Genomic DNA, 19,293 nt, shown 5'->3' with positions numbered 1-19,293 from the left:
TCGCACCATCGGTGTAACGGGTGATTTCAAGCGCATTGCCATTGCGTTCCATGGCATAGTCTGCCCGTGTGGTGGTGAGTTTGAGCACGTCATGGCCTTTGCCACCATCGACATTCAGTGCTAACCCGAGCGGCAGATAACCCATCTCGTTACCATCACCACCGGTAAATTGACGATTGGCGGTCATGTTGAGCACGTTAGGGTCATATTCAGCGGTAAACACTTCGCCATAGCGGATGGTGAGGTTGTCGCCGCTGTCGAATTTAACCAGTTCAACATCCAGCAGGCGGTCAATTTCGCCGCTGGTTTTGTGGGTCAGCACAACGGTGTGACCGTCTACGCTGATGGTGTAGTCACTACGGGCACCGCTTTGGATGGCGGTGTCGTTGCCAAAGCCACCGTTAAGACGGTCGTTACCTACGCCACCGGTGAGGCTGTCATTACCGGCACCACCATAGACAATGTCGTCTCCTGTGTCACCGTTAATGATGTCATTCCCGCCCAAGGAACCCACCGTATCTACACCCCCACCGCCGGAGATGGTGTCATCATCGGCACCAAGGACGATAAACTGATTGAGATTATCGCCAACCGCGACGTTTTGCCCTTTACCCCCTACCGCACGCACTTCACCGACAATGGCGATAAAGTCGATGTTGTGAACTTGAATCACGGTACCTTTTGGCAGTTGGCTGACATCAATCACCACCGCTTGTTTGCCATCGCCAGCTTTATCACTGCCGTTGATGATAATCGGGGCTGCAGGGGCTTGGTTGGTGTTGGCTGGTACAGTTGGCGTGATGGATTTCACGATCAGCTTTTCATCATTTTGCAATAGATTGAGGAAGCTGTTGCCGTTGTCTTTCATTTCCTGCTGGTTGTTGTTGCCGGTGTTCTTCTGTTCAATCCGGCGTAACAATTCTGCCAACGCATCGGTCTTGCTCTGCGGCTCGGCTTTGCCTTCAACCGTCATGCCCACGCCAGTGGGTACGCTGACGGTCAAGATCGATTCACCTGCTGCATTCTTCACCACTGGAATATCGGCGTGGGTTTGTTGCGGTGTCGTTGGGTCGTCTTCACGCTCATCCGTCACCACAGGAATACTGACCACCCGTGTGCCGTCTGTCTGCACGGTTTCATTCACCGTCACCCCGTCAAACGTGCCAGCCGGTGTCGGTGTGGGAACAGGGACAGGCGTTGGTACGGGAGTCGGTTCTGGTGTTGGGGTTGGTGTGGGTGCAGGAGGCGGTGTTTCATCGGCATATTTACCACTGATGGTGATTGTTGCAGCTGTATCGCCCGTGTTTATATGATTGGCCACATCAATTGGCACAACCTTTTGTGCCATCATCGGCAGCAAAGTAAAGTGTGCCATTGATGTTGACAAAACTGGTCGGAGCGGTACTAAACGCCTTGACCTTAACAATGGGCAGCACCCCCCGCCACTCACTCACCTGCAACCCCGACTGCATCATCGCAGGCGCAACGTCCAAATCCCAACTGCCACCCAAATCGGCATGACCGACTTTATGCGTTGCGGCGGCGATGTTCAGGCCGGTGATTGATCGCAAAGTATCAACAAACTGCCGTCCGGCAACACCTGCGGCGACTTCACAGCCATACAGCAAAATCTCCCCTTCCTCTGCCATTGCATCAGACAACGCATAAAGCAAAGGGCGAGAGGCTTTCAGGGTGGTGAGGTCGATGATGTCATTACCCAAATGCAACTCACCTGGCGCACCGTGACAAATCAGATGCAAAGCAGCCAAACCAACACGATCGGCACACAACGCAACCATCTGTTGCAAGGCAGGCAACTGAGGATGCAAAACATGATATTCGACATGGGCAGGCAAACCGGCAACGAGGGTGTTGATATCAGGCAGGTTGCTATCGATAAAGGCCAACGAAGTCGGGCGAGTGGCAAACATGGTGATCTCCAAAATTCATCAAAAAGCGCAGCAAACCCAAATGGGGTAGCCAGTGACATAGGTAGCCCAATGGGGTTTTTTGCATAACGCTCATTGTTACTGAAGATCCAACCAAAAAATTTCCTCACAGTTTCCTCACACTTGTGAGGGAAGTGAGAGTTAGCATGATGTGCTTGATAGGTAAATAATCGGGGTTTTTCTTCACTACGAAGTGTTGCATTTGATTTTCGTCAAGAAATGAATTGCGGTGTATTCAGCAAGTCAATCGAATGATTTATCAAAAATAGCGTTATTGTATTTTAAAAAGTGTGGTTTTTTTGCAAAAAAATATGACAGCACTTTTTGATTTTGATGCTGATGGAATGCGTTTTTGGGCCAAGTGAGAGCTAACTCGGCGAAAACGGCGATTTTGCACGTCAATGGCATAAAATCGGAGCAGGCCGAAATAGCAAAAAAACAAAAATTCTTTTCTTGACAAAGATGAATTTTTGTATAAATGCAAATTAAATACTCAACAAGATCAACTTTTGGGTACACAGCCTGCCGCTCAACATGAACAAATAACCAATTGATATTTCTCTATTGCGCTTAAAACTGACATTCTTATGCCTTAGAGAAATTTGTGTGAGGGCGTGTGACGTGGCGAAGGTATTTTTAGTTGGGGCTGGGCCGGGGGATGTGGAGTTGTTGACCATCAAGGCCATGCGTTGCTTACAACAAGCAGAAGTCGTGTTGGTCGATGACTTAGTGAACCCTGATATTCTGCAGTTCGCGCCAGCACAGTGCAAAATCATTCCCGTTGGCAAACGCGGGGGATGTCGTTCGACACCACAAGCCTTTATCCAACGGCTCATGCTACGTTATGCCCGCCAAGGAAAAACCGTCGTGCGGCTTAAAGGAGGCGATCCCATGCTTTTTGGACGTGGTGGGGAAGAAGTCGCATTTTTAGCCGAACATGGTATTGCCTGTCAGGTGGTCAATGGTTTAACCGCAGGTTTGGTCGCAGCAACACAGGCGGATATTCCACTCACCCATCGCGATCACACCCAAGGCGTCACTTTTATCACCGGCCATCGCCGCGACGGTTCACAACCGAACTGGCCGGCATTGGTTGCGGGTGGTACTACGTTGGTGGTGTATATGGGAATGCAAAATATCAATGTGTTATGTCAAGAATGGCGACAAGCGGGTATGCCGGAAACCATGCCAGCAGCGGTCATTCAACACGCCTCCACACCACAACAACGCATCTTAATCAGCGAACTGTCTCGTCTAGCGGCTGATGTTGAAGCCGGTGGCTACGGCAGCCCAGCAATTATTGTGTTGGGTGAGGTAGTGAAAGAAAAAACATGGCGTGATACTCTGCCACACCTTGTTTCAGCGGCATAACAGCATCTGTTTGGCTCACGAAATAAGGGGATGCTATCGACCTTGTTTGGAGACTTGCCTTGACTGCTGCCAACCTACGCTTGTTATTAGTTGAAGATGAACGTGTTCTCGCTGCTGGTTTAGCCACGGCTTTGGAATTGGCTGGCTATGAAGTCAGTCGCAGCCCGACGTTAGCCGATGCACGTCAACGCATTGAACAAAATCGCGCCCCATATGCACTCGCGATTGTTGACTTAGATTTACCAGATGGAAATGGTGTTGAGCTGGTGCAGTTCTTGGCGCATTATCCGGATACCCCTTGTTTAGTGTTGGGGGACCATGATTCACAGCCACTCAGTTGCCAACATAAAAATATCGTGGCCTATCTGGTAAAACCGGTAGAGGCACAAGATTTGGTCACTGCCGTCTCTGGCACCTATCAGCGTTTACCGCTGGCCACCAGCGCTGCTGCTGCAACGGTAGCAGGACAAGCCGCCGGCGCAACAAAACAACATTTAATTGCCGTAGCGGTCGGGATTTTGATGGAACGTCATCATTTAACACGTCAACAGGCGGCAGAATGGTTGCAACAACAGGCACACCAACATCACCTAAGTTTGCCACAACAAGCCACCGAGATTGTGGCAGCATGTGAGCGTTTGAACTTACACCCACATGCCTAACACCTAAGCGAATTAGGCGAAGTGGCAGACGTAATGTAAAGTTTCTGTCACTTCGATTTGGAAGCTGCTATTGGCTGGCACAGAGAAAGACTCACCACCCTGATAGCTGCGGGCTTCGCTTTCACCCGCCAAGGTCACACGGCATTGCCCCTGCAACAGTTCCATCACTTCGGCGGCGGCGGTATTAAATGTTAAGTTTGCCGGCAGAATAACCCCAACCGATTTTTTTGTGCCATCAGCCAAAGTCAGGCTATGGCTAACACATTTACCATCAAAATAGACATTGGCCAGTTTATTAACACTGACATTTTCAAAGACTTGACTCATCTCTTATTTCCCTTGTGAATAAGCTGTTTTTTAAGCAATTGCAGGTTGTTTCATCAACAATGTCACCAAATCGGCCAATCGCTGTTTCATTTGCCGGCGGTCGACAATCATATCAATCGCCCCTTTTTGCAATAGAAACTCGGCGCGTTGGAACCCTTCTGGCAATGTTTCGCGTACGGTTTGTTCAATCACTCGTGGGCCAGCAAAACCAATTAACGCCCCCGGCTCAGCCAATACCACATCACCTAAGAAAGCAAACGAGGCCGATACACCACCCATTGTCGGGTCGGTCAGAATCGAAATAAATGGCAGTTGTTTTTCTGATAACAGGTGCAAAGCAGCACTGGTTTTTGCCATCTGCATCAATGAATTTAACCCTTCTTGCATCCGCGCACCACCAGAGGCAGACACACAGACAAAAGGTGCATTGGCTTCAACGGCAGCTTGGACACCGCGCACAAAACGCTCTCCCACCACCGAGCCCATCGAACCACCGATAAAACGAAATTCAAATGCAGCAATCACAATCGGATGGGTCAGAATACTGCCTTGCATCACCACCAAAGCATCTTCTTCGCCGGTGTCTTCTTTCGCTGCGACTAAGCGGTCAGGATATTTTTTGCTGTCTTTAAACTTCAAAATATCCATTGGCACCACTTCAGCACCGATTTCACGCCGGCCTTCTTCATCCAATAACACTTCTAAACGTGCGCGTGCCGATAATGGATTGTGATGGTTGCACTTGGGGCAAACATGTTGATTGTTTTCCAAATCGGTGTGATACAACACCGCTTCACAGGCAGAACATTTACTCCACAACCCTTCCGGCACACCGGACTTGTTGGTTTTACTGTCTTTCTTGATTTTCGGTGGCAATAGCTTGTTTAACCAGCTCATGGAGCCTCCACAACACAACCGCCCGCGAGAAGGCGGGCGGGAGCGTTTGTTAAGTAAGTTTTTTTACGAATTAGGCATCCAATGCTGCACGGATACCAGATAAAAATTCGGTGAGATTGTGTGCAGCCTGCGCCCCAGAGCGTTCGATTTCTTCGACCAAACGGCTACCGATGACCACAGCGTCGGCTGCCTCACCAATCGCGCGCGCACTGGCGGCGTCGCGGATGCCAAATCCCACCCCAATCGGGAGTGGAATTAAGGTTTTCAATTCATTAACACGCTGAGCCACCGCTTGTGGATCGAGCGTTGCGGCGCCGGTGACCCCTTTTAACGACACATAATAGACATAACCTTGTGCATGTTTTGCCAAGGCCTGTACGCGTGCCAGTGGGGTTGTTGGTGCCACTAAAAACACCGGTGCCAAGCCTTGTGCCTGTAATGCAGGCGCCAGCTCATCGGCTTCTTCCGGTGGACAATCCACGGTCAACACCCCGTCTACCCCCGCTGCCTGTGCCGCTGCGGCAAATTCAGCATAGCCCATCGCCTCTAATGGGTTGAGATAACCCATCAATACCACAGGCGTGTGTTGGTTATGTTGACGAAACTCAGCCACCAACGCCAATACCTTATTCAAGGTCATGCCACGCTGTAAGGCGCGTTCGCTGGCCCGTTGAATGGTTGGGCCATCGGCCATCGGATCGGAAAACGGAATCCCCAATTCAATGATGTCGGCACCTCCGGCCACTAAAGCCTGCATCAGCGGCACCGTTTGTGTCGCATCAGGGTCACCAGCAGTGATGAAGGGGATCAGGGCCTTCCGCCCTTGTAATCCAGCAAAACAACGATCAATACGATTGTCCATTACAGTTCCAACCCCCGCATCCGTGCCACAGTATTGATGTCTTTATCACCACGTCCCGACAGATTGACCAGAATAACCTGATCGGCCGGCAAGGTTGGGGCCAGTTTTTTGGCATAGGCCAAAGCGTGGCTAGACTCTAAGGCGGGGATAATCCCTTCGAACCGACATAAATCATCGAAGGCAGCCAAGGCTTCGCTATCGGTCACTGCCACATATTCAGCGCGGCCAATGTCTTTCAAATAGCTATGCTCAGGGCCAACACCCGGATAATCGAGGCCAGCCGATACCGAATGGGTCTCGGCAATCTGACCATTTTCATCCTGCATCAGATACATCCGTGCACCATGTAAGACACCTGGTCGGCCTGCATTTAATGGGGCAGCATGGCGGCCCGTTTCAACGCCATCACCACCGGCTTCCACCCCAATCAGGCGAACATCCGGATGAGGAATGTAAGGATAGAAAATGCCGATAGCGTTGGAGCCACCACCCACACAAGCGACCACGGCATCCGGTTGTCGTCCCAACATGGCAGGCATTTGGGTCAAGCATTCTTCGCCAATCACCGACACAAAATCACGCACGATCATCGGGTAAGGATGCGGGCCAGCCGCCGTCCCTAAGATATAGAATGTCGAATCCACATTGGTCACCCAATCGCGCATGGCTTCGTTCAGCGCGTCTTTTAAAGTGCGCGAGCCCGATTCCACCGGTACCACTGTGGCACCAAGCAGTTTCATGCGGAAGACGTTGGGCGCTTGGCGCTGCACATCTTCTGCCCCCATATACACGATACATTCCATTCCATAACGGGCGGCCACGGTAGCCGTTGCCACGCCGTGTTGACCGGCGCCAGTCTCAGCAATCACCCGTTTTTTACCCATCCGGCGCGCCAACAGTGCCTGACCAATGGCATTGTTAATTTTATGGGCACCAGTGTGATTTAAGTCTTCACGCTTGAGGTAGATTTGTGCACCACCCAAGGCAGCAGACCAGCGCTGGGCATGATAAATCGGGCTAGGACGACCGACATAATGCGCCAGCTCATGGTGAAATTCGGCCATAAAAGCGGGGTCGGCTTTTGCTTTGGCGTATTCGGTTTTTAATTCTTCTAATGCCGTCATCAAGGTTTCGGCAACAAACACGCCGCCGTAACGGCCAAAATGGCCACGTTCGTCCGGCAAATCATAAGGGTGCATAACATGCTCCTGCGATAAAAGCCGCCACTTTGGCAGCATCCTTAATGCCCTTGGCTGCTTCCACACCACTGGAGACATCCACAGCAGCAGGTTTCACCTGCGCCACTGCTAAGGCGATATTGTCTGGATCGAGGCCACCGGACAGAATCAACGGCAACGGCAACGATTCAGGAAGTAAAGACCAATCAAAGCGATGTCCCGTTCCCCCCGGCACACCAGGTTGGTAGGCATCGGTTAATAAAGCACGGGCATCGGGGTATAAGGAGGCGTAGTGTAGCAGATTCAGCCCCGCCTGAACGCGTACTGCCTTGAGGTAGGGGTGATGGAATTGACGACAAAAGGCAGCGGATTCATCACCATGAAACTGTAGAACATCAATCGGCACGGCCTCTAGGACGTGATTGACCTCTTCGACAGTGGGATCGACAAACAGCGCCACCACCGTCACAAACGGCGGCAATGCCGCCACCACTGCCTGTGCCTGTGCCACCGTCACCGCACGCGGGCTAGGCGGATAAAACACCAAGCCAATGGCGTCGGCACCCAGTGCGGCACAGGCTTGACCATCTTCAGGACGGGTGATGCCACAGACTTTAACACGTGGACGAAGGGGGGTAAGCGACATCATCATTCCTCAGAGAAACAGGGCGCTGGCAAGGCAAATTCTGCTGGATAGCCAACCGCAGTTAATACCAAACCATCAGGCATAAAAGTTGGCGGAGCAAAGCGGCGGTCTTTGGCGGCTAACAGCTGCTGCATCCATGACGGCGGATGCGCACCTTTGCCGACATACACCAACGCCCCCACCATATTGCGTACCATGTGATGGAGAAAAGCATTGGCTTGAAATTCAAAGATAATTTTATTGTCTTGCTGCCACAAGGCCGCACGAGTGAGGTGTTTAATCGGCGATTTCGCCTGACATTCTGCCGCCCGAAAGCAAGAGAAATCATGCTCACCCTGCAAATACACTGCCGCCTGCTGCATTGCAGCGAGGTCTAACGGCGCATGAAACCACCCCAGTTGCCCTTGTCCTAAGGCGGGTCGCGTAGGTCGATTGAGCAACACATAACGATAACGCCGAGCAAAAGCCGAGAAACGAGCATGAAAATGGTCGGCGACAGGATGTGCCCATTGCACAGCAATATCCGGTGGCAAAAAGCGATTCACCCCACGCACCCATGCGGACAAAGGCCGCACCACCTCGGTATCAAAATGCACCACCTGCCCAGTGGCATGGACACCCGTATCGGTACGACCCGCAGCAATCACCGCAATCGCTTCGCCGGCAATCTGACTTAAGGCTGTTTGCAAATGATCTTGCACCGTATTGCCGTCTGGTTGGCTTTGCCAGCCATGATACAGACTACCGGCATACTCCACGCCTAGCGCAATTCGCGCCATGCTCACCTTCTTTCTCTATCCAATTTGATACCCACCAAGCACCACCAGCCCAAACACCAAAAAAACCAGTCCATCGCGCAGGGCAAAACGCCGCGATTGTAACGTGATTACAGGGAGATGCGGCAGCGGTTGCTGCCAATTTCGCAAAGCCTCTTGTACCTCTTGCCAGCGCAAGGGTTGGCGGCTGAGAAATTCATCCACTTGGTATAAGGTCAACGCCACTTGCAAAGCCAAACGATCGACCTCAATGCGACAACCACGCAGTGGCCATAATAGAGTTCGCAAGCCTAATAACACTTCATCCCGCGACAGATACCACAACACACAGCGCGCCACGGCACTCATCAACAGCAGCTGGCCGCTATGACGACTGGCGACAAGTAGACCTTCCCAAGACGGGGCGTATTGACTTGGCCACGCAGCATCCCCCGGCACTGTCCAGCCAAATGCCACATACGCCACGACCACCAAGGGCAGCAAACGCCGCAGGCCAATCCGCATCGCCGGCCAACTACACCAACACGCTAATAACAACCAGCCTGCGCTCATCAGCAACAACCAAGACAACGCTAACGCTTGCACCCACAGCAACACACCCGCCCACAACAGAAAATAGCTGGCGGGGTGTAGCCATGCTGGTTTAGATGTCGGCTTCGACTTCATGGCCGCGTTGTTCCATCCATGACCGGCGGCTGGCCGCTTCGCCTTTGGCCATCAACAAGGTAAACATCTCATTGGTTTGAGCCACCGCCTCCGGCATCACTTGCACCGGCAGTAAACGACGGGTATCGGGGTGCATGGTGGTATCACGCAATTGTTCAGGGTTCATTTCGCCCAAACCCTTAAAGCGGCTAATCGACCAACTGTCTTCTTTAATTTTTTCGCCGCGTAAACGGTCGAGAATATGTTTTAGCTCGGCCTCATCAAGGGCATACAGTTTACGGGCAGGGCGCGTTTTCCCTTGCGCGGGTACATCAACGCGGAACAGCGGTGGTTGCGCCACATAAATATGACCTTGGGCAATCAGGCGCGGGAAATGGCGATAGAACAAGGACAATAACAACACTTGAATATGAGAGCCATCGACATCGGCATCGGACAAAATAGCAATTTTGCCGTAACGCAGACCGCTTAAATCCACTGCATCGTGTGGGCCATGTGGGTCAACGCCAATCGCCACTGCAATATCATGCACTTCTTGATTGCGGAACAGTTCTTCGCGCTCCATTTCCCATGTGTTAATCACCTTACCACGCAGCGGCAAGATGGCCTGATATTCTTTGTCACGTGCTAATTTGGCTGATCCTCCGGCCGAATCACCTTCCACCAAAAATAATTCATTGCGGCTGATGTCTTCACTTTCGCAGTCGGTCAATTTCCCCGGTAACACCGCAATGCCCGAGCCTTTTTTCTTTTCGACTTTTTTAACTGCGCGCAAGCGCGCTTGTGCTTGTCGAATCGCCAATTCAGCGATTTTTTTCCCTTCTTCTACCGCCTGATTCAGCCACACTTCAAACGGATCGCGCACCATATTGGCGACTAATTTCACTGCATCACGGTTGTTGAGCTTCTCTTTGGTTTGCCCTTGGAACTGTGGATCAAGCAGACGTGCGGACAAAACAAAACGCACCCGTCCCCACACGTCTTCCGCCTGTAGTTTCACCCCACGCGGCAATAGATTGTGGTGGTCAATAAAACTACGCAGGGCATCGAAAATCCCACTGCGTAATCCCGACTCATGGGTGCCGCCGGAGGCGGTGGGAATCAGATTGACATAGCTTTCGCCACCAGCACCTTCTTCAAACCATGCCACCGCCCATGCCGCCCCTTCCCCTTGGGCAAATTGCTCGTCACCCGCCGTGACATAGTTTTCGCCGACAAAAGGGGTCGCAATCGGTTCGTTTTCTCCACACAGCTCTTGCAAATAGCTACTGAGCCCTTTGGGATAACGCCAAGTGGTACGGTCGATGCTGCCATCAGCCTTTTCTTGTGCCAGCGTCACTTCGACCCCCGGCAGCAATACCGCTTTGGCTCGTAACAGTCGTTCTAACTCGGTAAGGGCATAGCGTCCCGATTCAAAATAACGGGCATCTGGCCACACACGCACTTTGGTACCGCTGGTTTTTGCCGAACAGTCGCCAATCCGTTGCAGCGGTTCAATTACCTCTCCGCCGGCAAACACCAAGCGATAGACACCGCCTTCGCGCTTGACCTCCACTTCTAAGCGAGTGGATAGGGCATTGGTGACCGAAACCCCCACACCATGCAAGCCCCCAGAGAAGGCATACGCGCCACCATCTTTTTTATTAAATTTGCCGCCAGCGTGCAGGCGGGTAAACACCAACTCCACCACCGGAATCTGTTCTTCTGGATGTAAACCAACGGGAATACCGCGCCCATCGTCCTCGACAGATAACGAGCCATCGAGGTGCAACATCACGGTCATTCGTTTAGCAAAACCACCCAGCGCCTCATCCGCCGCGTTATCAATCACTTCTTGACAGATATGGGTTGGATCTGTGGTGCGGGTATACATGCCGGGGCGTTCTTTGACCGGTTCTAGTCCTTTTAACACCCGTACCGAAGATTCATCATATTGTGCAGCTGCCATAAACCTACTTTCTTGCCAGAAAATGCAAAAGGCCAGTCTATCCAGACTGACCTATCACGAGGGGGTTCACTTGCCTTGTTCACATCCTCAACAGCGGCAGGTCTTTTTCATTGTTCAGGATGAGGGAGATCGCCAACGATTGACGAAGCATAGCGCGGTTCAAGACCTTTTAAGAGCCGTGACAGTTCGGTCAACGCCATTTCATACACCCCGCGCTTAAACTCAATCACCGAATCGAGAGGCGCCCAATATTGGTTCCAACGCCACGCATCAAATTCGGGGTGGTGTGTTGCGCGCAAACAGACATCCGAATCGCGTCCGACCAGACGCAATAAAAACCAAATTTGTTTTTGACCGCGATAACTGCCGCGCCACTCACGGCGCACCCAATGTGTCGGCACATCGTAGCGTAACCAATCTCGTGTCCGGCCCAAAATCTTGACATGGTGTGGACTTAAACCCACTTCTTCCATCAATTCGCGATACATCGCCGCCTCGGGGCTTTCTCCTGGCTTAATGCCTCCTTGAGGAAATTGCCAAGAATGTTCGCGCACGCGTTTGCCCCAAAAAACCTGATTTTTGGCGTTACATAAGATGATACCGACGTTGGGGCGGTAGCCGTCCCTATCCAGCATGTGTGAACCTTGCAAGCGAAAATATTTGCGGCCGATTGTTTCATACTTCGGCACATGGTGCAAAAGCCGTGGCACAATGGAGGACTTATTGCGCTATCGTCATGATGACATATTGCTTTTATTCTCAAAGAATTATCAGTTGATTGCTTATGACAAAGAAACCTTTAATCGCGTTTGCCTTGGCACTGTGTAGCACTTACAGCTGGGCTGAGATCACGCTTGAACTCACCACCAGCCCACAAGGGGCACACATCATCGCTCATAACAGCGGTGCCGGTTTTGCTCGGGTACAACTCGAACCCGTCACGGGCGGCCCAGCACAGCCGATTGTTGAAGTGGTACCACCACAGGGCAAAACCGAGCTGGTGTTGATTAAAAATGCGGCGCTATCGGCCTCGATGTTGAAATGGCACGAGGCCATCGGTGATTTTACTGCCCAACATCATCCCGAAGCGCGCTATCTGCGCCCACTCGACCGCGATCCGGTGTGGAATAGCGCGGCAGGGTATGAGTTTGCAACGTTAAAAGACATTCCAGCGCGGGTTGCACGTGATGGCCGTGTGGTTGAAGTCAAAGCCACGCCATTTGGTGAGTGGATTATCACCTTAGAACATGATGATCGCACCCTCGGCCGCTATCAACCACTGAATATGGACGAACCACCCGAAGCAGGCCATGCCTTTAAAGCAGGGACGGTATTAGGCCGCACCGCACGGACACAATTTACCTTTGCTGCATTACAAGCCACTCGCGACCTCAGCAGTGAAAACAGTGCCTTTAAAGCCTTACAAGTGCAATGGCGAGCGCCGCTGGCTGCCGAGGGTGGCCCAGCCAGTCAAGAAGCCGCCACCGAATTGGCGGAAAAAGCCGCTGTTGCCACCGGCGAAGTCAGCACCGTAGGCAATCAAGCCACCACGCCGCCGCCACCAGCCGATGCCGTCGCCAGCAGCAATAGCAGCAGCCGTCCCGAAGTCCGTAGCAATGCCAGTGCCAGCCGCTGGAAAGAGCTATTGGCTTTAGTCGGTGGTCTAGTATTTATTATCGGCTTGTTGGGAGGTTGGACATGGTGGAGTGGTCGAAAAAACGCCCGAGCACCGATTGCCGGCGGTCATTTTGAACCCGGTGAATTAGGCCGACGTCCCCCACCTACCCCGCCTCACGGTCATGGCAATAATGCTGGCGGTGACCCATATAAACAGATTGTGCGTCATTTCAAGGGCGATGAAGCAAAAGTAGAAAGTATGATTGAAAAAGAAATGCAACACGGTTTAAGCCGGCCACAAGCCGTGCAAAAAGTCTTTGAACGCATCAAGCACTAATCGCGCACAGTAAGGAATTGACATGCCACAGTTACAGTTTGGCGCCATGATTATTGGCGATGAAATTTTGTCGGGAAAAAGACAAGATAAACACCTCACGGCCTTGATTCGGATTCTAGCGGCACGCGGTCTTAAGTTGGCATGGGCAGACTATATTGGCGATAACCCCGAGGCGATTACGGCTGCCATCACGCGCCATCGTCAGGCCGATACCGTGTTATTCAGCTTTGGCGGAATTGGCTCCACCCCAGACGACCATACACGGCAATGTGCGGCGGCAGCCCATCAACAACCGTTAGCGATTCACCCCGAAGGCAAAATTATTGTTGAGGGACGGTTTGGTGCCGAAGCCTATCCACACCGGATTAACATGGTCAATATCCCCGCCCATGCCACGCTTATTCCCAATCCTGTCAATCAAATGCCGGGGTTTAGCGTAGGACAACATCACTTTGTCCCGGGATTTCCCAGCATGGCATGGCCGATGATTGAATGGGTATTGGATACGCAATATGCCGCACATTTTCCGACAGAAAAAGAAGTGGAATTTTTATTCCGTGTTTTACACAGTCGCGAAGGCGATATGATTGATGTGATGCAAGATTTTGTTGCGCGTTATCCCACGCTGGGGTTTTCTAGCTTGCCGAGTTTTGGCGATGCCGACACCCCACCGCACGTCGAGTTTGGTATCAGCGGCACACCGCAACTGGCAGCGCTGGCGGCCAATGAACTGGCCAATACTTTCAAAGCCCAACAGCGACAGGTCGAAGCCATCCGACAACGCTAAAAAAAAACGCCACAGCAAGCTGTGGCGCTTTTTTGATGGCTAGACTGAATTAAGCTTCAGCTACCACGGTCACGCTGATTTCGACGATCACGTCGTGATGCAGCGCGATTTCAACGTTGTATTCACCGATAGCCTTGAATGGGCCGTTTGGCAAACGCACGTCAGATTTCTTCACTTCCACGCCAGAAGCCGCAATAGCTTCAGCGATGTCAGCGTTGGTCACAGCACCGAACAGACGGCCATCAACACCGGCTTTCTGAGCGATGGTCACCACTGCGCCATTCAGCTTCTCAGCACGTGCTTGTGCGTCAGCCAAAATAGCAGCTTGTTTGGCTTCCAATTCAGCACGACGTGCTTCGAAAGCTTCTAAGTTAGCGGTGGTAGCGCGTTTTGCTTTACCTTGTGGGATCAAGAAGTTACGAGCGTAACCATCTTTAACTTTAACCACATCGCCCAGTTGACCCAAGTTGGCCACTTTTTCCAGCAGAATGATTTGCATAATTCTTCGCTCCTAATCTTAGTGCTGATCGGTGTAAGGCATCAGAGCCAAGAAACGAGCGCGCTTGATAGCGGTAGACAGCTGACGCTGATAGCGAGCTTTGGTGCCGGTGATACGGGCAGGAATAATCTTGCCGTTTTCAGCGATAAAATCTTTCAGCAGGTCAACTGCTTTGTAATCGACCTGTTTGATACCTTCAGCGGTAAAGCGGCAAAATTTGCGACGCTTGAACAATTGGCGAGCCATTGTTTTCACCTTCTAAAATTCAATTCGTTGTATCGAGTTCGATGTGCTGTACATGCAGCACCAGACGCGGATTACGGCGATTTTTTGCTGCTAGGAAGCCGTGGACAGTACAAGCGACTGGCACCGAGCAACGGACTAGTTTTTCTGCGATTTCCCCTGCAGCAATCATGTCGATTTGGCAGTTGACTTGTCGCGAAAAGCCCGCTTCAGATTGCACTGATTCATGCAGCAAAACACATTCGACTAAGGGAATCCCTGCGGGGGTGTAACGCAACGCAGGCATGTCCACTAATTGGCCGTAAATCCGAACCTGATTGTCAGAGATCAAGCCTGTGGTGCTTCTTCGGCAGCGGCAGCAGGTGCGCTAGCGTCGAGCAGGTTTTTCGCTTTTTCTTCTTTCATCATTGGGGAAGGCTCAGTCACGGCCTCGTCCATTTTGATGGTCAGATGACGCAGAACGGCATCGTTGAATTTGAAAGCGTGTTCGATTTCTTCCAATGTTTCTTTGTCGCACTCGATGTTCATCAGAACATAGTGAGCTTTGTGCAGCTTCTGGATTGGGTAAGCCAGTTGACGACGGCCCCAGTCTTCCAAACGGTGAATTTTGCCACCTTCGCGACCCAATACCATGCCTTTGTAACGCTCAACCATTGCAGGTACTTGTTCGCTTTGGTCCGGATGGACGATGAAAACGATTTCGTAATGACGCATGAGATCTCCTTTTGGATAACAGCCTTCCGCCATGCGTTTGCGGGAAGGCAAGGGTTGCGTAAAGGCGCGGACTATACGCGAAAAGCCAACATCAAACAAGAAAAAACACCAGCCACCTAAGCGTTTACGAGTTCGATAAAATAATGAGCCAAAGTCTTTTGCAAATGATGCAGATGAATTGGCTTGGACAAATGGTCATTCATCCCCGCATCTAAACAACGCTGGCGGTCTTCGGCAAACGCATCTGCAGTGAGGGCAATAATCGGCAAAGGGACGCAGTGATTGGCATGTTCCCAAGCACGAATATGGCGTGTGGCCTCTAGCCCGTCCATGTCTGGCATCTGCAAATCCATCAATACGGCATCAAACATTTCACCACGGGTGATGATGTCAACAGCCTGACGGCCATTTTCTGCCAGTGCCGTTTCAACCCCGAGCTTAGCCAACAACGCCAGCAACACCCGTTGGTTGATGGTGTTGTCTTCGACCACCAACACCCGACGGCGCTGCCCAGTGTGCGAACGCATCACCGGTATATTCGCTTGTGTGAATGGTTGCTGTAGTTCAGTCACTGCGGCTCGTTCCACTGCAATGCGGAACCAAAAACGGCTGCCTTGTCCTGGGGTACTCTCGACACCGACATTGCCCCCCATCGCCCGCGCTAGGCTTTTCACAATCGACAGGCCTAGCCCAGTGCCACCAAATTGGCGGGTGGTGGAATCGTCCACTTGGCTAAAGGGTTTGAACAATACATTTTGTTTATCGAGTGGAATGCCAATGCCAGTATCTGTCACAGTAAATTCGAGACACAGCGTACCATCATCAGCCACCACCTCTTGCCCACGGAGAGAGACTTCACCCTCAAGGGTAAATTTAATGGCATTGTTAATCAGATTATTCAGCATCTGTCGTAACCGGTGTGGGTCGCTGCGGTAACACGCCGCCGCTGCGCCTTGCCATGTGGTCACAAGGTGCAAGCCTTTCGCCCGTGCACTTTCCACAAACAAGGCTTGGGTTTCATGTAATAGCTGTTTCGGGGCAAAGACCGTCATTTCTAGCGACAATTTGCCGGCTTCAACTTTGGAATAGTCGAGAATGTCATTGAGCAAGGCAAGCAGTGTTTCACCGGAGTTCAGAATGGTGCGGGCGTAATCTTGTCGGTCGGCATCGCTGATGCCTTCCATCAATAACATCTGTGCCATGCCAAGAATGCCATTCATGGGCGTGCGGATTTCATGGCTCATGGTGGCAAGAAAACGGCTCTTCGCGACATTGGCCGCTTCCGCCGCTTGTTTTGCCTCAATCAGCGCCAGCTCATTGCGTTTATTTTGCGTAATATCACGAATCGACCCCACCATCCGCAACGGCCGCCCCTCTGCATCGCGTACCACCACCCGACCGCGATCTTGCACCCACAACACACGGCCATCTGGCCATTGCACACGGTGTTCAGAAAAATAATCACAATCGGTTTCCAGCGCCTCTTTCACCGCTGCCATGACCCGTTGCCGATCCTCGGGATGGATGCGGTCAACAAAGAACGACACAGGATGAGAAGGTGGCACATCCTCTAAACCGAGAATCTGTCCCCAGCGTTCATTGTGATCAGCTCTATCATCTGGAATCGACCAATCCCACACCCCTTCGCCGGTTGCCGCCATCGCATATGCCAAACGTTCCTCACTGGCATGTAAACGGGCTTGGGTATCGACCAACTCAGTGATATCAGTCGCCACAATTAACACGTTCGGCTTGCCATCGCGGCCAGCAAAAGGGACTTTCACCGATTGGAAACGGTGCACGACACCGGTAATCGCATCACTGACATCTTCGCGGACAACCTGCGGCACCCCACCGGCAATAATCTCTTGCACATTACGGCGGAAAAACGCCACTTGCTCTGTGTTGGGGTTAAAGTCGCCGTCATCTTTACCGACCATCGCCTCGGGTGTGGTGTGATAAAGACGGGCCACGGTGCGATTGGTGATAACAAACCGACCAGCGGCATCTTTGACAATCACCGCATGGGGCATCGCATCGATCACTCGCCGTAGCAGGTCTTCGCTTTCGGTCACCCGTTCTTGTTCGACTCGCCATCTTGCTGTCGCAATCTGTTCGCGTGTTCGTGCCCGTTCAAACCGCCATTGCACCGCCAAAATACCCACAGCAAGCAAAACATATAAACCTAACGTTAATAGCGCATTTTGTTGCCAAGCGGCTAAAAAATCTTCCTCAGCAAAGGCGACTTGGACAAAGAAAGGTGAGCGATCTAATACTTGAAAACTGCCAATACGGGGTAGGCCATCGGTGGTTGCCACATATTGTAGCCCGCCCCACCGTTCGCCAGCTTCAATCCGTTGACGAATCGGATTGTGGGAGGGGACAGGCTGGCCAAAGTCTTTTTCACTATAGCGAGGGTAACGCGCAATCAAGGTAAAGTTGTCGCTACGCCGTAATAAAGTGACCCCTTGCGCACCAACATCAAAATGTGAAATCAGTTTATTTAAGGTTTTTATATGATAAAAACCCATCACAACACCGAGAAAACGCCCCGATAAATCCCGAATCGCCCGCGCTTGCACAATGGCAGGTTTACCCGTGGAGCGCGCTTGAATCGGGTCGGAGAAAACACTGATAAATTGTTGGTCGTCGCGTAACTGTTGAAAATAGGGCCGATCTTCAATACTAAACGGCGGCGTATCGGGATCGGAGGCCAATAACAAACGTCCCTCGGCATCAAAGACATACGCCCCAGCCACCCCAGAAAAATCCGCAATCAATCGGGCCAGCCGTTCACCTTCGAGCAATCGTTCCTCGGGTGATAACGCCTTAAGCCGTTGTGGTACAAACTCACCTCCAGCAAAACGCAGCAAAGCATCCAAACGATCAAAGTCGCCCGATACCCGTTGTGCCAGCAATTCGGTTAGGGTGCGAGTCATTTGCTCGGCCGCCTGAATGGTATTTTGTCGGGCCTGCCATAGCTGATGGCTAAGCCCCACCAGCAACAACAAGAGAAAAATGCCGGTTAACCACAGCGGAGAACGGCGGACCGAAGGACGCGTCATGGCGCACTCCTTTGTTCAGGGATGGTGATGCACTTTGCCAACAGCAAAATATTGTGAACACATTTCATAGAGTCTCCGCAAGGAAACCCGCGATTTCAATCGCGGGAGGAATTGCGGGTGCACGAAGCGCACCATGTGGTATAAACTGTGACGTATGGTCGATGTTGTCACAAAACGTAATTACTTCTATCAAACGGCCTACCATGTGATCTGGCGCCCGAAGTATCGGTGCGACGTAATGATTGGCGCGGTGGCATCAGCGCCGAAACCATCCGCCGCTACATTGAGCGTTCCGAGCATGTCACCAAGAGGCGATGAGCGATGATGCACACGGCGTCGATTCGGCTGGCATTGAGCGCGGCGCAGGCTAGATCGCTTGCCGCGCTGCGAACGGCCTACGCGGATGCGTGCAACCGTCTTGTTCCCATCGTGCGCGAGCACCGTCTCTACAACCGCGTCGGTCTGCACCAGCACACCTATACGATGCTGCGCGAAGCGACGCCGCTGGGTAGCCAGATGTGCTGCAACGCCATCTTCTCGGTCTGCAAGGCGTATAAGGCACAAAAAGAACTCGGGCGCATCAGGAAGGATGCCCCCATCCCCGACATCCGCTTCAACCGCACCAGTGTCCACTTCGACAAACGCACCTACACCCTCAAGGGCAAGACCGTCTCGCTCTATACCCTCGATGGGCGTATCACCGTGCCGTTGCGTCTCGGCGAACACCAGCGTCGCATTCTCGACTCCGG

21 protein-coding genes are annotated in these 19,293 nt (G+C 52.1%); 5 read left to right on the top strand and 16 right to left on the bottom strand.

Going from position 1 to position 19,293, the window contains the following annotated elements; all coding sequences use genetic code 11:
* Together ACYVJG_RS12575 and ACYVJG_RS12570 are read right to left on the bottom strand one after the other, a co-directional pair.
* On the bottom strand, positions 1–1,375 hold a 1,375-nt coding region (locus ACYVJG_RS12575; RefSeq protein ID WP_460431357.1), incomplete at its 3' end, for a calcium-binding protein.
* Positions 1,323–1,931, bottom strand: a complete 609-nt coding sequence (locus tag ACYVJG_RS12570) for a DUF4347 domain-containing protein (RefSeq protein WP_460431356.1) — start codon at positions 1,929–1,931, stop codon at positions 1,323–1,325. The genes ACYVJG_RS12575 and ACYVJG_RS12570, both read right to left, overlap by 53 nt.
* 639 nt (positions 1,932–2,570) lie before the next feature.
* On the opposite strand from ACYVJG_RS12570, the gene cobA reads away from it, so the two are divergent.
* Positions 2,571–3,320 (top strand): uroporphyrinogen-III C-methyltransferase, encoded by a 750-nt coding sequence (gene cobA, locus ACYVJG_RS12565; protein WP_460431355.1) that lies wholly within the window; start codon positions 2,571–2,573, stop codon positions 3,318–3,320.
* 59 nt (positions 3,321–3,379) lie between these two features.
* The gene (locus tag ACYVJG_RS12560) at positions 3,380–3,982 is read left to right on the top strand and encodes an ANTAR domain-containing response regulator (protein ID WP_460431354.1); all 603 of its coding nucleotides are present in this window, start codon (positions 3,380–3,382) and stop codon (positions 3,980–3,982) included.
* A gap of 12 nt (positions 3,983–3,994) precedes the next feature.
* On the opposite strand, the gene ppnP is transcribed toward ACYVJG_RS12560, so the two are convergent.
* From ppnP to ACYVJG_RS12515, 9 genes are all read right to left on the bottom strand, one after another.
* Positions 3,995–4,309, bottom strand: coding sequence for a pyrimidine/purine nucleoside phosphorylase (gene ppnP / locus ACYVJG_RS12555; protein ID WP_022653080.1), 315 nt, complete (start codon positions 4,307–4,309; stop codon positions 3,995–3,997).
* Between the two features lie 30 nt (positions 4,310–4,339).
* Positions 4,340–5,206: an acetyl-CoA carboxylase, carboxyltransferase subunit beta gene (gene accD, locus ACYVJG_RS12550; protein ID WP_460431353.1), complete on the bottom strand. Its 867-nt coding sequence runs from the start codon at positions 5,204–5,206 to the stop codon at positions 4,340–4,342.
* Between the two features lie 70 nt (positions 5,207–5,276).
* Positions 5,277–6,068, bottom strand: coding sequence for a tryptophan synthase subunit alpha (gene trpA, locus ACYVJG_RS12545; RefSeq protein WP_022653078.1), 792 nt, complete (start codon positions 6,066–6,068; stop codon positions 5,277–5,279).
* A complete protein-coding gene (gene trpB / locus ACYVJG_RS12540; RefSeq protein WP_022653077.1) occupies positions 6,068–7,267 on the bottom strand; it encodes a tryptophan synthase subunit beta in 1,200 nt (399 codons plus the stop codon). Before trpB ends, trpA begins: the two co-directional genes overlap by 1 nt.
* A complete protein-coding gene (locus tag ACYVJG_RS12535; RefSeq protein ID WP_460431352.1) occupies positions 7,254–7,892 on the bottom strand; it encodes a phosphoribosylanthranilate isomerase in 639 nt (212 codons plus the stop codon). The genes trpB and ACYVJG_RS12535 overlap by 14 nt, the downstream gene beginning before the upstream one ends.
* Before the next feature lie 2 nt (positions 7,893–7,894).
* Positions 7,895–8,671: a tRNA pseudouridine(38-40) synthase TruA gene (truA, locus tag ACYVJG_RS12530; protein WP_460431351.1), complete on the bottom strand. Its 777-nt coding sequence runs from the start codon at positions 8,669–8,671 to the stop codon at positions 7,895–7,897.
* Between the two features lie 15 nt (positions 8,672–8,686).
* The gene (locus ACYVJG_RS12525; RefSeq protein ID WP_460431350.1) at positions 8,687–9,334 is read right to left on the bottom strand and encodes a hypothetical protein; all 648 of its coding nucleotides are present in this window, start codon (positions 9,332–9,334) and stop codon (positions 8,687–8,689) included.
* Positions 9,312–11,282 (bottom strand): DNA topoisomerase IV subunit B, encoded by a 1,971-nt coding sequence (gene parE / locus ACYVJG_RS12520; protein WP_022653073.1) that lies wholly within the window; start codon positions 11,280–11,282, stop codon positions 9,312–9,314. The genes ACYVJG_RS12525 and parE overlap by 23 nt, the downstream gene beginning before the upstream one ends.
* A 107-nt stretch (positions 11,283–11,389) precedes the next feature.
* Positions 11,390–11,917 (bottom strand): RNA pyrophosphohydrolase, encoded by a 528-nt coding sequence (locus ACYVJG_RS12515; protein ID WP_022653072.1) that lies wholly within the window; start codon positions 11,915–11,917, stop codon positions 11,390–11,392.
* 149 nt (positions 11,918–12,066) lie between these two features.
* On the opposite strand from ACYVJG_RS12515, the gene ACYVJG_RS12510 reads away from it, so the two are divergent.
* Together ACYVJG_RS12510 and ACYVJG_RS12505 are read left to right on the top strand one after the other, a co-directional pair.
* Positions 12,067–13,236 carry a hypothetical protein gene (locus ACYVJG_RS12510; RefSeq protein WP_460431349.1) on the top strand — a complete coding sequence of 390 codons (1,170 nt, stop codon included), beginning with the start codon at positions 12,067–12,069 and terminating at the stop codon, positions 13,234–13,236.
* Between the two features lie 22 nt (positions 13,237–13,258).
* Positions 13,259–14,023, top strand: a complete 765-nt coding sequence (locus ACYVJG_RS12505) for a competence/damage-inducible protein A (RefSeq protein ID WP_460431348.1) — start codon at positions 13,259–13,261, stop codon at positions 14,021–14,023.
* A 49-nt stretch (positions 14,024–14,072) separates the two neighbouring features.
* Here ACYVJG_RS12505 and rplI read toward each other — a convergent pair whose 3' ends face one another.
* From rplI to ACYVJG_RS12480, 5 genes are all read right to left on the bottom strand, one after another.
* Positions 14,073–14,522, bottom strand: coding sequence for a 50S ribosomal protein L9 (gene rplI, locus ACYVJG_RS12500; protein WP_022653069.1), 450 nt, complete (start codon positions 14,520–14,522; stop codon positions 14,073–14,075).
* Between the two features lie 18 nt (positions 14,523–14,540).
* Entirely contained in the window at positions 14,541–14,768 is a 228-nt protein-coding gene (gene rpsR, locus ACYVJG_RS12495) for a 30S ribosomal protein S18 (protein ID WP_022653068.1), read from the bottom strand.
* Between the two features lie 19 nt (positions 14,769–14,787).
* The gene (priB, locus tag ACYVJG_RS12490) at positions 14,788–15,096 is read right to left on the bottom strand and encodes a primosomal replication protein N (protein WP_460431347.1); all 309 of its coding nucleotides are present in this window, start codon (positions 15,094–15,096) and stop codon (positions 14,788–14,790) included.
* Complete coding sequence (gene rpsF, locus ACYVJG_RS12485; protein ID WP_460431346.1) at positions 15,093–15,479, bottom strand: 30S ribosomal protein S6; 387 nt, start codon at positions 15,477–15,479, stop codon at positions 15,093–15,095. Before rpsF ends, priB begins: the two co-directional genes overlap by 4 nt.
* Positions 15,480–15,595: 116 nt before the next feature.
* Entirely contained in the window at positions 15,596–18,544 is a 2,949-nt protein-coding gene (locus tag ACYVJG_RS12480; protein WP_460431345.1) for an ATP-binding protein, read from the bottom strand.
* Positions 18,545–18,865: 321 nt separating this feature from the next.
* Between ACYVJG_RS12480 and ACYVJG_RS12475 the strand changes: the two genes are divergently transcribed.
* Positions 18,866–19,293, top strand: a 428-nt coding sequence (locus ACYVJG_RS12475; protein ID WP_460431344.1) for a hypothetical protein, incomplete at its 3' end; no start/stop codon positions are given.

This window comes from Aquaspirillum soli (genome assembly GCF_054781915.1).
Note: the sequence above shows the minus strand (reverse complement) of the source record. Positions and strands in the feature narration are given on the sequence as shown.

Excerpts from the sequence above, each read along its gene's own strand:
- rpsR (WP_022653068.1), bottom strand. The coding sequence starts at position 14,768 with ATGGCTCGCCAATTGTTCAAGCGTCGCAAATTTTGCCGCTTTACCGCT.
- rplI (WP_022653069.1), bottom strand. The coding sequence starts at position 14,522 with ATGCAAATCATTCTGCTGGAAAAAGTGGCCAACTTGGGTCAACTGGGC.
- accD (WP_460431353.1), bottom strand. The coding sequence starts at position 5,206 with ATGAGCTGGTTAAACAAGCTATTGCCACCGAAAATCAAGAAAGACAGT.
- truA (WP_460431351.1), bottom strand. The coding sequence starts at position 8,671 with ATGGCGCGAATTGCGCTAGGCGTGGAGTATGCCGGTAGTCTGTATCAT.
- ACYVJG_RS12525 (WP_460431350.1), bottom strand. The coding sequence starts at position 9,334 with ATGAAGTCGAAGCCGACATCTAAACCAGCATGGCTACACCCCGCCAGC.
- ppnP (WP_022653080.1), bottom strand. The coding sequence starts at position 4,309 with ATGAGTCAAGTCTTTGAAAATGTCAGTGTTAATAAACTGGCCAATGTC.
- ACYVJG_RS12505 (WP_460431348.1), top strand. The coding sequence starts at position 13,259 with ATGCCACAGTTACAGTTTGGCGCCATGATTATTGGCGATGAAATTTTG.
- ACYVJG_RS12535 (WP_460431352.1), bottom strand. The coding sequence starts at position 7,892 with ATGTCGCTTACCCCCCTTCGTCCACGTGTTAAAGTCTGTGGCATCACC.
- trpA (WP_022653078.1), bottom strand. The coding sequence starts at position 6,068 with ATGGACAATCGTATTGATCGTTGTTTTGCTGGATTACAAGGGCGGAAG.
- ACYVJG_RS12480 (WP_460431345.1), bottom strand. The coding sequence starts at position 18,544 with ATGACGCGTCCTTCGGTCCGCCGTTCTCCGCTGTGGTTAACCGGCATT.
- ACYVJG_RS12510 (WP_460431349.1), top strand. The coding sequence starts at position 12,067 with ATGACAAAGAAACCTTTAATCGCGTTTGCCTTGGCACTGTGTAGCACT.
- parE (WP_022653073.1), bottom strand. The coding sequence starts at position 11,282 with ATGGCAGCTGCACAATATGATGAATCTTCGGTACGGGTGTTAAAAGGA.
- ACYVJG_RS12570 (WP_460431356.1), bottom strand. The coding sequence starts at position 1,931 with ATGTTTGCCACTCGCCCGACTTCGTTGGCCTTTATCGATAGCAACCTG.
- trpB (WP_022653077.1), bottom strand. The coding sequence starts at position 7,267 with ATGCACCCTTATGATTTGCCGGACGAACGTGGCCATTTTGGCCGTTAC.
- ACYVJG_RS12515 (WP_022653072.1), bottom strand. The coding sequence starts at position 11,917 with ATGCTGGATAGGGACGGCTACCGCCCCAACGTCGGTATCATCTTATGT.
- rpsF (WP_460431346.1), bottom strand. The coding sequence starts at position 15,479 with ATGCGTCATTACGAAATCGTTTTCATCGTCCATCCGGACCAAAGCGAA.